Source organism: Amaricoccus macauensis (assembly GCF_049800915.1).
Lineage (GTDB): Bacteria > Pseudomonadota > Alphaproteobacteria > Rhodobacterales > Rhodobacteraceae > Amaricoccus > Amaricoccus macauensis_A.
Genome location: NZ_JBNAFY010000006.1, coordinates 248975 through 262514, shown reverse-complemented (window position 1 = coordinate 262514; position 13540 = coordinate 248975). Strand labels below are relative to the sequence as shown.

Sequence of the window (13540 nt, the reverse complement as noted above, 5' to 3'; positions counted from 1 at the left end):
GTGGGCCACTTTGCCGTTTCGGGAGAGCCTACGTTCATGGCGAAACGCGACTATTACGAAATGCTCGGCGTCGCTCGCGGCGCGTCGGACGCCGAGATCAAGAAGGCCTTCAAGAAGAAGGCAATGGAATTTCACCCCGACCGGAACCGCGACAATCCGCAGGCCGAATCCAAGTTCAAGGAAATCAACGAGGCCTATGACGTCCTGAAGGACGATCAGAAGAAGGCGGCCTACGACCGTTTTGGTCACGCGGCTTTCGAGAATGGCAGCGCAGGTCCTGGCGCCGGTGGTTTTCGCGGTGGCGGCGGAGCGGCCGGAAATGCGGATTTCGCATCTGCGTTCTCCGACGTTTTCGACGATCTCTTCGGCGATTTCATGGGCAACAATGCCGGTGGAGCACGTGGCCGCAGTCAGCGGGCCTCGCGCGGGTCCGATCTGCGCTACAATTTGCGGCTCTCGCTTCAGGAAGCGTTTCACGGGAAACAGGCCACGATCACGGTGCCCGGCAGTGTGACCTGCGACACCTGCGACGGGACCGGTGCCGAGGGCGGCGCTGAACCCACGACCTGCCCGACCTGTTCAGGCATGGGGAAGGTGCGTGCCCAGCAGGGTTTCTTTACCGTGGAGCGAACCTGCCCGACCTGTAATGGACGCGGGCAGATCATCAAGAACCCCTGCGGTGCGTGTGCCGGGGCCGGTCGTGTGCGAAAGGATCGCACCCTCAATGTCAATATCCCGGCGGGCGTAGAAACCGGCACGCGGATCAGGCTGGCCGGTGAGGGCGAAGCCGGACTTCGCGGGGGACCGGCGGGTGATCTCTACATTTTCATCGAGGTCGAGCCACACGCGATCTTCGAGCGGGACAATCAGAACCTGTTCTGCCGCATTCCCGTTTCGATGACCACGGCCGCTCTGGGTGGCGAATTGGAAGCCCCGACGCTTGATGGCGGACGGACCCGTGTGAAGGTTCCGGCCGGCGTGCAGTCGGGCAAACAGCTCCGGCTTCGTGGAAAGGGGATGCCCGCCCTGCGCGGATCGGGCTTTGGTGATCTATATATCGAGTTGAAGGTCGAAACACCGGTCAACCTGTCGCACCGTCAGAAGGAACTCCTGCGGGAGTTCGAAGGTGCAGGCAAGGACAACAGCCCTGAAACAAACGACTTCTTCAGCCGGGTAAAACATTTCTGGGATGGAATGAAGGGCTGAAGAAACGGGCCGGTCCACCTCCGATGGACCGGCCCGCAAACCACGTCAGATACGTGGCCCCCGTCCGCTTTGGGAGTTCGCGACCAGTATGATCGCGAGCAGGACGATGAATACCACCAGCAGAACTTGCGCAATGCCTGCAGAGGCTGTCGCAATTCCGCCAAATCCCAGGATTCCAGCGACGATCGCGACGGCCAGGAAAATCAGTGCCCATTTGAGCATTGGTGCCTCCTCCGTTCTGGATCTGCCTTGCAAATGCTCGACCCAGGCTCGCGGTTCCCAGCCGCGCCGGAGGAGGCGGTTACTCCTTACGCTTCGAGGCCGCACTCTGCGAGCCTGCGACGAGCTCGGCTGACGCGACTCTTGATCGTTCCGACCGAGCATCCGCTGCGATCGGCGGCTTCCGTGTAGCTCGTGTTCTCGATACCGATCATCACAAGGGATGCGCGCTGCTGTTCGGGCAGATCCTCCAGTGCGTTCGCAACCTCACGGAGCTTGACCGTATGCTCCTGAGATCCCTGGCAGGACGTCGGTCCCGCGCTGATCCGTTCCATTACGGCGCGACGGCGCTTGTCCTTGCGCATGTCGGTGAGGAAGCAGTTCCTCAAAATCGTCATGAGCCACGCGGCGAGATTGCTGCCTGTTCGGAACTGGTGATGCCGCTGGATCGCGCGCATGAGTGTCTCCTGCACGAGATCGTCCGCCATGTTGACATCATAGCAGAGCCGACGCGCCCGCCGCGTAAGTGCGGGGGTGTAAGACACAATCTCACGAAGAAATTCGTTGTTCGGTGTCTGCAAGATAGCCCTCCAAGACCTGTCAGTTTCGACGACACGCTCCGATTCCTCGAAACGCTGTAGGGCGAACTTGGGGCAGAGGGGGGTCCTTCCGCATTTAACTGGGACATACTCTCCCGCAAAAAGAGGATTTGTTAACGGTCCTGTGATCGTGGCCGCATGAAGCCGGTTGTCGCCGGGGAAGGAGCCGCCAATTCATTGCCGTTGCCATCCAGCCCATGTATGCGGTTGGAATGCCCGAACGATGAACCCGAAGCCTTCAAATGGTGCCCGACACGTTTTCAGGTGTGTTCCATGACACGAGCATGAGCCCCCTGCCCCCCCTGACCATTCCGAGCGAACAAGCATGACTGCATCCGTAACGCCGATGATGGCCCAGTATCTGGAAATCAAGGCAGCGCATCAGGACGCGCTGCTCTTCTACCGAATGGGCGATTTCTACGAGCTGTTTTTCCAGGATGCGGAGGCCGCAAGCATTGCGCTCGACATTGCGCTCACGAAGCGCGGGAAACACCTGGGCAACGACATCCCGATGTGCGGTGTGCCGGTCCACTCGGCCGAAGGGTATCTCTTGACGCTCATCCGCAAGGGCTTTCGCGTGGCGGTTTGCGAACAGACCGAAGACCCGTCGGAGGCCCGCAAACGCGGATCGAAATCTGTCGTGCGGCGGGAGGTTGTTCGGCTTGTGACACCCGGCACGCTGACAGAGGAAAGCCTGCTCGAAAGCCGCCAGCACAATTATCTTGCCTCCTATGCCGAAATTCGCGGCGAAGGCGCAATCGCATGGCTCGACATGTCCACGGGCGATGTCTGGGCTGCTCCTTGTCCGCGCGTTCAACTCGGGCCGATGCTTGCGCGACTTGCACCGCGTGAAATACTCGTCAGCGAAGCGCAGGAAAGCGAGATAGCGCCCCTCCTGGAAGATACGGCGACAGTCGCCACACCGCTGGCCCGTTCGAGCTTTGACTCGCAGCTTGCCGAAGGCCGGATCACGACGGCCTACAAGGTCGGGTCGGTGGAAGGTTTCGGGACATTCGGACGGCACGAGATCTCGGCCCTCGGTGCGATGCTCGACTATCTCGAAATGACGCAGAAAGGGAAACTTCCGCTCCTGAAACCGCCCATGCGAGAGGCACCCGGGGGCGTGATGCAGATCGACGCCGCCACACGGCGAAACCTCGAGCTGACGCGGAGCATGTCCGGAGGTCGGGATGGTTCTCTGCTTGCCGCCATCGATCGAACGCAGACCGGTGCCGGGGCGCGCCTGCTGGAAACGCGGCTCAACGGACCTTCCACCGATGTTGCCGTGATCCGCGAACGTCAGGAGGCGCTGGCCCTTTTTCACGGCAATGCCGAACTCTCACGCAAGTTCCGCGACATCCTTCGCAATGTTCCCGATCTCGAGCGTGCGTTGTCCCGATTGGCGCTTGAGCGTGGGGGACCAAGGGATCTAGCGGCCATCCGCGATGCCCTTGGTGAGGGAGAGCGCCTCATCGCTCTTCTGCCCGAGGATATCGGCGGGATCGTCGGCGCTGCTCGGGAAGGGCTTTCGGGGCATGACACTCTTGTCGAATTGCTCGATGCCGCGCTCGTGGCCGAACCACCGCTCCTGGCGCGGGATGGCGGTTTCGTTGCCCCCGGACATGATGGCGAACTGGACGAAACCCGGAAGCTTCGGGACGAAGGACGCGCCGTAATCGCGGAGCTGCAGAAGGAATATGTCGAGACAAGCGGAGTCAATTCTCTCAAGGTGAAGCACAACAACGTGCTTGGCTATTTCATCGAGACATCTGCGACCCATTCGGAACGAATGATGAGCGCGCCGCTGAACGAGACCTTCGTCCATCGCCAGACCACGGCCAACGCGGTTCGTTTCACGACGCTGGCGCTGTCGGAAATCGAGACGCGCATCCTGAATGCCGGCAGTCATGCGCTGGAAATCGAGAAGCGGATCTTCGAGAGCCTGCGCGGCGCAATACTGGATCGGGCGGGAGAGATCGGCGTGGCCGCCAAGGCGCTCGCGGAACTGGATCTGGCCGCAGCCTTGGCGGATCTTTCACTCGCCGAGAATTGGGTCTGCCCTGATGTCGATGAAAGCCGAGCCTTCGATGTGCGGGAAGGACGCCATCCCGTGGTCGAGCAGTCCCTGCGCAGAACCGGCGAGCAGTTCGTTTCGAACGATTGCGACCTCTCGGCCGGAACGCCCAAGGCGCGACCGATCTGGCTGATGACCGGTCCGAACATGGCCGGCAAATCGACCTTCCTGCGACAGAACGCGCTCATTGCCCTGCTCGCGCAAATCGGCGCGCATGTTCCGGCAAAGTATGCGCGGATCGGTATTGTCGATCGGCTGTTCAGCAGGGTTGGCGCCGCAGATGATCTGGCGCGCGGGCGCTCGACCTTCATGGTCGAGATGGTTGAGACCGCGGCGATCCTGAATCAGGCGGGCGAACGGGCGCTTGTCATTCTCGACGAGATCGGCCGTGGAACCGCGACCTATGACGGGCTGTCGATCGCCTGGGCCGTGCTCGAGCATCTGCACGACCGGAACCGGTGCCGCGCATTGTTTGCCACTCACTACCACGAATTGACCGCGCTCTCGGCGAAACTGCCCGGCTTGCGCAACGCGACGGTTGCGGTTCGCGAATGGGAGGGTGAAGTCATCTTCCTGCACGAGGTGCGCGACGGTGCTGCGGATCGCTCCTACGGCATTCAGGTCGCGCGACTGGCCGGGCTGCCCGACGCGGTAATCGAGCGCGCCAGATATGTGCTCGAAACGCTGGAAGAGGCCGAGCGCGAGCACGGCGGAAAAGCGAAGGCCCTGGTGGACGAGCTACCGCTCTTCACTCAATTCCTGGAAGATCGCGCATCGGCGCCAAGGAAAAATTCGGGTTCCGCGCTCGAAACCCGACTGAAACAGATCGCCCCGGACGAATTGTCTCCGCGCGAGGCACTGTCGCTTGTCTACGAACTCCGCGACCTGATCGCGAATTGAGACCTATTCGCCGGAAATGTCCTGTTCTGGAGCGGGTGTGGCCGGTCCACCTGCGGAAACACCTACCTGGGCCGGGCGCAGCAGACGCTCGCCAATCATGAAGCCGACATTCATCACCTGAATGATGTCGCCGGCCTTCGTCCCGGGGACCGGTGCCTCGAACATCGCCTGATGCTGCTTCGGATCGAATTTCTCACCCGGCGAGGGCTCGACACGAACGATCTTGTGCTTCTCGAACACGTTCAGCAGATCGCGCTGGGTCAGTTCAATACCTTCGATGAGACCGGGCGCAGTGTCGCGCAGCTCATCCGTGATGTTGTCGAGAGCCCGGTCGAAATTGTCATGGACCGAAAGGAGATCCCGCGCGAACCGTGTCGATGCATAAAGTTCCGCGTCACGCCGATCCCTGTCGCCACGCTTGCGAACGTTTTCCACATCCGCCAACGCGCGCAGCAGTCGATCCTTCAATTCACCGTTCTCGGCCTTCAGCGCCTGAAGCTCGTCGGCTTCGATTGCTTCATCGGAGTATTCCTCGGCCTCCGGATCCAGTTCGTCCGGGTCATCGAGAAAGGCTTCCTCGTCTGACTCGCTGAATTTCTCTTTGCTCATTGCACTCCGTCCTACACTTGGCCTCGGCTTGTCACCAACCGGCCGACCAATTGCGCCGTATAGTCAACAATCGGAACAATCCGGCCATAGTTCAGCCGCGTTGGTCCGATCACACCAACAGCACCAATGATTTTTCGATCCGCATTCATATAGGGAGAGACCACTAGAGATGAACCGGAAAGTGAAAAAAGCTTGTTCTCGGAGCCAATAAAGACACGCACGCCATCGGCGGTTTCGCTTTGTTCCAGGAGTTGGGCCAGATCGCGTTTGCGTTCGAGATCATCCAGCAACTCCCGGATACGTTCGAGTTGGGCCGCGTCATCCGTTGCCTCGAGAAGGTTGGCCCTGCCCCGCACGATGAGCCGCCCTCCATTTTCAGGCGGTTCTTCCCAGACAGCCAGACCGCTTTCGATCATCTCCTGAGACAACGTGTCGAGCTCGGCGCGGCGCTTCCTGATTTCTTCGGCTACAACCTTGCGCATGTCGCCGAGCGTCCGGCCAACCAGAATCGTATTGAGGAAGTTCGCCGCGGCCTGCATCGCCGACGGCGTCAGCCCCTTTGGTGGCGTGAAAAGCCGGTTCTCGACATTTCCGTCAGCGGTGACGAGCACGACGAGGCCGCGTTCCGGCCCCAGCGACACGAATTCGATATGCTTGATGGGCGCTTCCGTCTTTGGTGCCAGAACGAGACTGGCCCCATGCGTCAATCCCGAGAGCATCTCGCCGGCCTTGTCGAGCACATCACCGAGCCCGCCATCGGAACTGGAGAGCGAACGCTCGATCTCCGTGCGCTCCGCCCCGCTGACATCACCAATCTCGAGAATGCCGTCGAGGAACAGCCGCAAGCCGAATTGCGTCGGGATTCGCCCCGCCGAGACATGGGGCGAGTCGAGCAACCCAAGATATTCAAGATCCTGCATGACATTACGGATCGTGGCGGCCGAGACCTTTTCCTCGATCTGTCGGGTGAGTGTTCGCGATCCCACGGGTTCGCCGGTTTCGAGATAAGTCTCGACCAGCCTGCGAAAAACTTCGCGGCTTCTCGCGCTCATTTCATTCAGCGGGGACTTGTTTTCTGTCACACTGCCGACCCGTGCGGAACCTCAACAAGACATAGAAACCGGCACGTATCACGTCAATGTTGAGCGTCAAGGGAACATCGGGCGGCTCTTGCTGGACGTTGGCCGCCTGAGCCGCTAAGGGGAGCGAAATTCGAATACTTCAGACTTGGAGACATATTTATGCGCCCCTCTGGCCGAGCTGTGGACGCCATCCGTTCCGTCGAGATCGTTACGAACGCCACCCGCCACGCGGAGGGCTCCTGCCTCATCAAGATGGGTGACACCCATGTTCTCTGCACGGCGAGTGTGGAGGAAAACGTACCGCCCTTCCTGCGCAAAACAGGGCTCGGGTGGGTCACGGCTGAATACGGGATGCTGCCCCGCGCCACCACGAGCCGGAACCGCCGCGAGGCAGCGGCCGGAAAGCAGTCTGGCCGGACCCAGGAAATCCAGCGGTTAATCGGGCGCTCGCTGCGCGCCGGGATAGATCGCGTGGCGCTCGGTGAACGCCAGATCACGGTGGACTGCGATGTGCTGCAGGCCGATGGCGGAACACGTTGCGCCTCGATTACGGGCGGTTGGGTGGCATTGCGCCTGGCTGTGAACAAGCTGCTCGCCGACAAGGTTCTGAAGAACGACCCGATCACGACCCATGTGGCTGCCATTAGTTGCGGTGTCTATGGAGGTCAGCCGGTTCTCGATCTGGACTATGCGGAAGACAGCACGGCCGGGACAGATGCGAATTTCGTGATGACCGATGCGCTCGGGCTGATCGAGGTTCAGGCCAGTGCGGAGGGTGCTACCTTCTCTCGCGATCAGATGGTCGGTCTTCTCGATCTTGCCGAGAAGGGAATTGCTGACCTCGTCGAAGCACAGAAGACGGCGGTTGCATGACGCGGCGTTTCACCGAGACATCCCTGCTCGTTGCCACCCACAATGACGGGAAACTGGCAGAGATTCGGGCGCTGCTCGGGCCCTTCGGAGTTGATGTCACCTCCGCAAAACAGCTTGGCCTCGGCGAGCCTGATGAGACCGAGACGACTTTTCTGGGCAATGCCCGGATAAAGGCTCATGCCGCGGCAAAGGCGAGCGGGCAACCGGCACTTGCGGACGACAGCGGAATTGAGGTCGATGCGCTTGACGGTGCGCCCGGGGTCTACACCGCGGATTGGGCCGAGACGCCCGAGGGCCGGGATTTCCCCATGGCCATGGCGCGCGTTCATGACGAGCTGGAGAAGATTGGCGCACCGGAACCAAGAACGGCACGGTTCCGCTGTACGCTCGTTCTGGCTTGGCCGGACGGTCATGACGAAGTGTTCGAGGGCAAGATCGAGGGGCGTTGCGTCTGGCCCATGCGCGGACTACAGGGGCACGGATTCGATCCCATATTCCAACCGGATGGATATGAGATCACCCTGGGCGAGATGGACCCCGATGAAAAGAACCGGATCAGCCACCGCGCCGATGCCTTCGGAGAGTTCGTTTCAGCCTGCTTTGGCTGAGGACTGGAGGAATGGCGGGTTCGGCATCTATGTCCACTGGCCATTCTGCGCGGCAAAATGCCCCTACTGTGATTTCAACAGTCACGTTTCGCGCAACATAGATCAGGATCGCTGGGCCAAGGCCTATTTGCGCGAGTTTGAACGTCTTTCCGAGGAACTTGCCGGTCGGGAAGTCGGTTCGATCTTCTTCGGCGGTGGTACCCCGAGCCTGATGGACCCTGCGCTTGTCGATACCATTCTGACCGCGATCTCGCGTCATTGGCCTCTTTCTCCAGACGTGGAGGTCACGTTGGAGGCCAATCCCACGTCGGTAGAAGCCGGTAAGTTTCGGGCGTTCCGTTCCGCCGGAGTCAATCGGCTCTCCATGGGGGTTCAGGCCTTGAACGACCGGGACCTCAAGGCGCTTGGTCGGATGCATACGGCGTCAGAGGCATTGGCCGCATTCAATATTGCCCGGGAAACATTCTCGCGGATCAGCTTCGACCTGATCTATGCGCGACAAGGGCAAACCCCTGAAGCATGGCGCGCGGAGCTGCTTCAAGCGATTGATATCGCGGTCGATCACCTGTCCCTCTACCAGCTGACGATCGAACCGAACACTCGTTTCGGAGAGCTGGCCGCGCTGGACCGATTGCGCGGATTGCCGGACGACGATTCCGCGGCCGATATGTATCTGATGACCCAGGAAACACTCGAACAGAATGGGCTTCCGGCTTACGAGATTTCCAACCATGCGAGACCGGGAGCCGAGTGCCGGCACAATCTCGTCTACTGGAGATACGGCGACTATGTCGGTGTCGGGCCCGGCGCGCATGGACGTCTTTCGCTTCGGGGCACGCGCCAATCGACCGTCAGTGCGTCCAATCCCGAGACGTGGCTGAAACGGGTTGCCGAGACAGGTTCGGGCGAACTCGAACGAGAAATTCTTTCGCCCCAGAACCAAGCAGAAGAAATGGTCATGATGGGGTTGCGGCTCGCAGGCGGAATAGATTGCCGCCGCTATGCAATTCTGGCCGGACAAGAGCTGAACCCGACGGTCATTGCCGAACTGGAAAGCGCCGATTTCGCGCGCATGGAAGATGGGATGCTGAAGCTGACGGCCAAGGGCCGTCCCTTGGCCAACGCCATCATAAAATCTCTTTTAATCCAGTAACTTACTGACCAAGTCGTTGACAAAGACCATCAAGCTGTTCCAACGTCGTGTACCGAACGCGCAATTCGCCTGATTGTTGTCCCGGCCTGTGGGCGATCAGGACTTCCATGCGCAGGTTGGCCGAAAGATCCGCCTCCAACGCCCGTGTGTCGGCGTCCTTCTCCTGCTCCTTCTTCGCGACCTTCTTCTTGGGCTTTACACCTATCGTGCGCGCGAGCTGTTCCGCCTGGCGGACGGAGAGATCCTTCTCGATAATCTGCTTGGCCAGTTCTTCCGGATTGGGAACCGTCACGAGGGTCCGTGCATGTCCAGCTGAGAGCTTCCCCTCGCGCACCAGAGCCAGAACTGTTTCGGGCAGATTCAGCAAACGGAGCAAGTTCGCGATATGGCTGCGGCTCTTGCCAAGCGCTTCAGCTAGTTTTTCCTGCGTATGGCCAAAACGTTCCATCAACATGCGATAGCCCAATGCTTCTTCCACGGCGTTGAGATCCGAACGTTGAATATTCTCGATGATTGCAAGTTCGATGACTTCCGCATCTGTCAACTCGCGGATGACCGCAGGCAATTCATGCCGCTCGGCCATCTGTGCGGCCCGCCAACGACGTTCACCGGCGACGATCTGATACTCGCCAGCCTGACCCGGGAGTGGTCGCAGGATCAGGGGCTGAATTACACCCTTTTCCCGGATCGAGTTCGAGAGGTCGGTCAGGTCCTTCTCATTGAACTGGCGTCGCGGCTGATCGGGATTTGGATGAATACACTCGATCGGGATCATTCGGTCCGGCGACGTTACAGGTCGCATGAGCGATGGCTCTTCTGCCGGAGCTACGTCCGCTAACAAAGCGGATAGACCTCGGCCCAATCCCTTCTTTTCCAAATCCCACTCCTCCCAATCAGGCCGTTTCAGCCATGTGCTCTGACCGCTGCAGTCGTGCGAGCAGTTCGCCCGCGAGTTTCTGATAAGCGACACTTCCGCTGCTCGAGTGATCGTAAATCAATGCTGGAACGGCGTGAGACGGCGCTTCGCTCAACCTCACATTGCGCGGAATAACAGTCTCGTAAACCAGTTCTCCGAGGTTCTCCCGAACATCGGATTCAACCTGACCCGAGAGATTGTTTCTCCGGTCGAACATCGTCAGAACGATACCCTCGATCTTTAAGGCCGGGTTCGATCCTGCTTTCACTGTCTGTACTGTCCGCATCAACTGGGACAATCCTTCCAGAGCAAAGAACTCGCACTGGAGAGGCACCAGAACAGAATCCGCGGCCACAAGCGCGTTGATCGTCAACAAATTGAGGGATGGTGGACAATCAATCAGTATGAAGTCTCTCTTCACCATATTAGGTATTCTTGAGTGGAGTTTATCCCTCATCTTGTGGATGCGGCGAGGGTCCTGAACCATCTCGACATCTGCGGAGCTGAGATCGGACGTTGCCGGCACGATCTCGAGGCCTGGGACAGATGTCGTGTAGCTCTTCAGTTCATCGGGTCGAGACCGGAACAGCAGATCATAGGACGTAAAACTGCGCTCTGAGGGCAGAATCCCCAATCCCGTCGATGCGTTCCCCTGCGGGTCGATGTCAATCAAAAGCACGCTGCGGCCAAGTGCGGCCAATGCAGTACCCAGATTAATCGCGGTGGTAGTCTTTCCTACGCCACCCTTCTGGTTGGCGATCGCGATGATTTTGGTCTTACGATACGGCTCGATCACGCTCAATGGCTCCAATTTCCAGGATCGCAGAGGCTGGGCTCGTTTGACTTGGGTGAGAAATGCACTCGAACGACCAGAGCTTCCGGGCAGCTTCGATCTCCTTATGCACTGTCTCCCCCTTCGGGAACAAGCAAATACCCTTAGGTTGCAGATGTTTTTTTGCCATCTCGAGCAATGTCGGCAGTGGAGCGAGCGCTCGAGCGGAAATCACATCGGTATTCAAGGGCGGGAGCTCCTCGATCCTCGTGTTGATTATCCTCGTATTAAGATTCAGATTGGTTGCCACTGTATGAAGAAACGCGCATTTTCGGGCATCTGCTTCAACAAGATTTACCTGCAGTTCAGGCTTTTCGGTCTTGGCGGCGATGGCAATCACGATACCCGGAAACCCACCACCCGACCCCAGATCAGCCCAAGCATCCAGTTTCTCGGGTTTCAGACCCCAAATCTGCAGAGAATCCTCAATATGCCGCTCCCAGATGTCATTTTCCGACGACTTGGAAACGAGATTGATCCTCCTGTTCCATTTTAGAAGGAGTTCGCTGAATTGCCGCAGATCGTCGGTTGTTTCACGTGAAACATGGAATGCCATCAGGTGTAATTTCCGGAACTATGAGAATATCACGAGCCAGTCTTGCCCAAGCCAGCTTTCTTGGCGTTCAGAAGTACAAGCGTAAGCGCCGCAGGCGTCATACCCTCTATCCGACCTGCCTGGCCTAGTGTCCGTGGTCGAACTTTCTCAAGTTTCCCCGCCAGTTCGGCTGAAAGACCAGAAATACCCTCGTATCTCATTGATTCCGGGAGCAATACCGCCTCATCACGCTGCAACTGGGTTATTTCGCTCTCTTGTCTCTGTAGATACGGAGCATACTTCGCATCATTTGCCAATTGCTCGATTGCCTCTCGTTTAACCCCATCTAGCGCGTCAAACAGGGGCCAGAGCCGATCTACGGACCCTTCAGGGTAACTGAACAGATCATATATGGAACGCTTCTGGCCATTCTGAGCCATACGAAACTCGAGATCTCGAGCCTGCTCGTCCGTGACTACAGTCTCTTTCGCGAAACACTCCGCTGTGCGAAGAGCTTCTCGTTTCCTTTCGAAGACTTCATATCTCTCGATTCCGATACAGCCGAATTCCTGGCCAAGTGGCGTGAGACGTTGATCCGCATTGTCAGCTCGCAGATGAAGCCTGAACTCCGCCCGGGACGTGAACATCCGATAAGGTTCGGATACTCCTCTTGTCACGAGATCATCAATCATTACACCGATATATGCATCGCCACGGCTCAGAACAAAGGCATCGCCACCCACTATATATCGGGTTGCGTTCAATCCAGCTACCAAACCTTGTGCTGCGGCTTCCTCATAACCCGTTGTCCCGTTGATCTGCCCCGCGAGAAACAGGCCCTTGAGGTTCTTCATTTCCAAGGTTGCACCCAACCCGCGAGGATCGAGGTAGTCGTACTCGACTGCGTATCCAGGCTGCAGAATGTCCACATTCTCCAAGCCTTTGATACTCCTCACATATTCCTTCTGAACATCCTCGGGAAGCGATGTCGAGATGCCGTTCGGATAAACGACATCTGTCTCCAAGCCCTCCGGTTCAAGGAAGACCTGATGACTGTTCTTGTCCGCGAACCTCATGACCTTGTCTTCGATCGACGGGCAGTATCTTGGACCAACACCATGGATGTGCCCGCCATACATCGCTGAACGACCAATGTTCTCCCGGATCACGTCATGTGTCCTAGCGTTTGTATGGGTTATGCCACACGGAATCTGTTTTGCTGCAGTGTTCTTCGTGAGAAACGAGAAATAGAACGGCTCATCATCCGCCTCTTGGGAGTCGACCACAGACCAATCAATAGTCCTGCCGTCCAGTCGTGGCGGGGTGCCCGTCTTCAACCGGCCCAGCCCGATACCCAGATCCTTGAGCGAATCCGATAGACGCGTCGCTGCCTTGTCGCCCATCCTTCCGGCCTCAACGACCTTCTCGCCAATGAATATCTTTCCACCAAGGAAAGTTCCGGTAGTCAGAACAACGGCCGGTGCATGTATCTCACTATCATCGGCAATCCTGACACCCAAAACTCTGTCTTTCTCGGTGAGCAGATCAGTAACTTCGCCTTCAATCACCGTAAGTCGCGGCAAGTGTTTGAGAAACCCCTGGACTGTCCGACGATAGAGATCACGATCGATCTGGGCCCGCGGCCCCCGAACTGCAGGACCTTTGGACCTGTTGAGAAGGCGAAACTGGATCGCGGCCTGATCTGCAGCCCAGCCCATCATGCCATCGAGTGCGTCAATTTCCCGCACCATATGTCCCTTGCCGAGCCCGCCAATCGCCGGATTGCATGACATCTCACCCAGTCTATCGAACCGATGGGTGACAAGGCCGACATTCATACCCTTGCGGTGTGCCGCGTATGCCGCCTCGGTACCCGCATGCCCGCCACCGACCACGATGACGTCGAAGTTCTGGTGTTTCACGTGAAACATTCC

13 protein-coding genes are annotated in these 13540 nt (G+C 58.5%); 5 read left to right on the top strand and 8 right to left on the bottom strand.

Going from position 1 to position 13540, the window contains the following annotated elements:
* Positions 1 to 36 precede the first annotated feature (36 nt).
* A complete protein-coding gene (gene dnaJ / locus ACP15W_RS16440; protein ID WP_424934005.1) occupies positions 37 to 1206 on the top strand; it encodes a molecular chaperone DnaJ in 1170 nt (389 codons plus the stop codon).
* A 45-nt stretch (positions 1207 to 1251) separates the two neighbouring features.
* Here dnaJ and ACP15W_RS16435 read toward each other — a convergent pair whose 3' ends face one another.
* Complete coding sequence (locus ACP15W_RS16435; protein ID WP_424934004.1) at positions 1252 to 1428, bottom strand: DUF1328 domain-containing protein; 177 nt, start codon at positions 1426 to 1428, stop codon at positions 1252 to 1254.
* Positions 1429 to 1514: 86 nt separating this feature from the next.
* Positions 1515 to 1970 (bottom strand): sigma-70 family RNA polymerase sigma factor, encoded by a 456-nt coding sequence (locus ACP15W_RS16430; RefSeq protein ID WP_424934058.1) that lies wholly within the window; start codon positions 1968 to 1970, stop codon positions 1515 to 1517.
* Between the two features lie 379 nt (positions 1971 to 2349).
* On the opposite strand from ACP15W_RS16430, the gene mutS reads away from it, so the two are divergent.
* Positions 2350 to 4998 (top strand): DNA mismatch repair protein MutS, encoded by a 2649-nt coding sequence (gene mutS, locus ACP15W_RS16425; protein WP_424934003.1) that lies wholly within the window; start codon positions 2350 to 2352, stop codon positions 4996 to 4998.
* A 3-nt stretch (positions 4999 to 5001) separates the two neighbouring features.
* Here mutS and grpE read toward each other — a convergent pair whose 3' ends face one another.
* Both grpE and hrcA read right to left on the bottom strand, forming a co-directional pair.
* Complete coding sequence (grpE, locus tag ACP15W_RS16420) at positions 5002 to 5607, bottom strand: nucleotide exchange factor GrpE (protein WP_424934002.1); 606 nt, start codon at positions 5605 to 5607, stop codon at positions 5002 to 5004.
* An 11-nt stretch (positions 5608 to 5618) separates the two neighbouring features.
* Positions 5619 to 6659: a heat-inducible transcriptional repressor HrcA gene (gene hrcA / locus ACP15W_RS16415; protein ID WP_424934001.1), complete on the bottom strand. Its 1041-nt coding sequence runs from the start codon at positions 6657 to 6659 to the stop codon at positions 5619 to 5621.
* 189 nt (positions 6660 to 6848) lie between these two features.
* Here hrcA and rph point away from each other — a divergent pair, with 189 nt between their 5' ends.
* From rph to hemW, 3 genes are read left to right on the top strand one after another with little or no spacing between them, the layout of a single operon-like run.
* Positions 6849 to 7562: a ribonuclease PH gene (gene rph, locus ACP15W_RS16410; protein ID WP_424934000.1), complete on the top strand. Its 714-nt coding sequence runs from the start codon at positions 6849 to 6851 to the stop codon at positions 7560 to 7562.
* Entirely contained in the window at positions 7559 to 8170 is a 612-nt protein-coding gene (gene rdgB, locus ACP15W_RS16405; RefSeq protein WP_424933999.1) for an RdgB/HAM1 family non-canonical purine NTP pyrophosphatase, read from the top strand. Before rph ends, rdgB begins: the two co-directional genes overlap by 4 nt.
* Positions 8103 to 9323: a radical SAM family heme chaperone HemW gene (hemW, locus tag ACP15W_RS16400; protein WP_424933998.1), complete on the top strand. Its 1221-nt coding sequence runs from the start codon at positions 8103 to 8105 to the stop codon at positions 9321 to 9323. The genes rdgB and hemW overlap by 68 nt, the downstream gene beginning before the upstream one ends.
* A 1-nt stretch (position 9324) precedes the next feature.
* Here hemW and ACP15W_RS16395 read toward each other — a convergent pair whose 3' ends face one another.
* From ACP15W_RS16395 to mnmG, 4 genes are read right to left on the bottom strand one after another with little or no spacing between them, the layout of a single operon-like run.
* Complete coding sequence (locus tag ACP15W_RS16395) at positions 9325 to 10200, bottom strand: ParB/RepB/Spo0J family partition protein (protein WP_424933997.1); 876 nt, start codon at positions 10198 to 10200, stop codon at positions 9325 to 9327.
* Positions 10201 to 10216: 16 nt separating this feature from the next.
* On the bottom strand, positions 10217 to 11041 hold the full coding sequence (locus ACP15W_RS16390) for a ParA family protein (RefSeq protein WP_424933996.1): 825 nt from the start codon (positions 11039 to 11041) through the stop codon (positions 10217 to 10219).
* The gene (rsmG, locus tag ACP15W_RS16385) at positions 11016 to 11627 is read right to left on the bottom strand and encodes a 16S rRNA (guanine(527)-N(7))-methyltransferase RsmG (protein WP_424933995.1); all 612 of its coding nucleotides are present in this window, start codon (positions 11625 to 11627) and stop codon (positions 11016 to 11018) included. The genes ACP15W_RS16390 and rsmG overlap by 26 nt, the downstream gene beginning before the upstream one ends.
* A 29-nt stretch (positions 11628 to 11656) precedes the next feature.
* Complete coding sequence (gene mnmG, locus ACP15W_RS16380; protein WP_424933994.1) at positions 11657 to 13537, bottom strand: tRNA uridine-5-carboxymethylaminomethyl(34) synthesis enzyme MnmG; 1881 nt, start codon at positions 13535 to 13537, stop codon at positions 11657 to 11659.
* Positions 13538 to 13540 lie beyond the last annotated feature (3 nt).

Excerpts from the sequence above, each read along its gene's own strand:
- dnaJ (WP_424934005.1), top strand. The coding sequence starts at position 37 with ATGGCGAAACGCGACTATTACGAAATGCTCGGCGTCGCTCGCGGCGCG.
- hrcA (WP_424934001.1), bottom strand. The coding sequence starts at position 6,659 with ATGAGCGCGAGAAGCCGCGAAGTTTTTCGCAGGCTGGTCGAGACTTAT.
- rph (WP_424934000.1), top strand. The coding sequence starts at position 6,849 with ATGCGCCCCTCTGGCCGAGCTGTGGACGCCATCCGTTCCGTCGAGATC.
- hemW (WP_424933998.1), top strand. The coding sequence starts at position 8,103 with ATGAAAAGAACCGGATCAGCCACCGCGCCGATGCCTTCGGAGAGTTCG.
- rsmG (WP_424933995.1), bottom strand. The coding sequence starts at position 11,627 with ATGGCATTCCATGTTTCACGTGAAACAACCGACGATCTGCGGCAATTC.
- mutS (WP_424934003.1), top strand. The coding sequence starts at position 2,350 with ATGACTGCATCCGTAACGCCGATGATGGCCCAGTATCTGGAAATCAAG.
- rdgB (WP_424933999.1), top strand. The coding sequence starts at position 7,559 with ATGACGCGGCGTTTCACCGAGACATCCCTGCTCGTTGCCACCCACAAT.
- grpE (WP_424934002.1), bottom strand. The coding sequence starts at position 5,607 with ATGAGCAAAGAGAAATTCAGCGAGTCAGACGAGGAAGCCTTTCTCGAT.
- ACP15W_RS16435 (WP_424934004.1), bottom strand. The coding sequence starts at position 1,428 with ATGCTCAAATGGGCACTGATTTTCCTGGCCGTCGCGATCGTCGCTGGA.
- mnmG (WP_424933994.1), bottom strand. The coding sequence starts at position 13,537 with ATGTTTCACGTGAAACACCAGAACTTCGACGTCATCGTGGTCGGTGGC.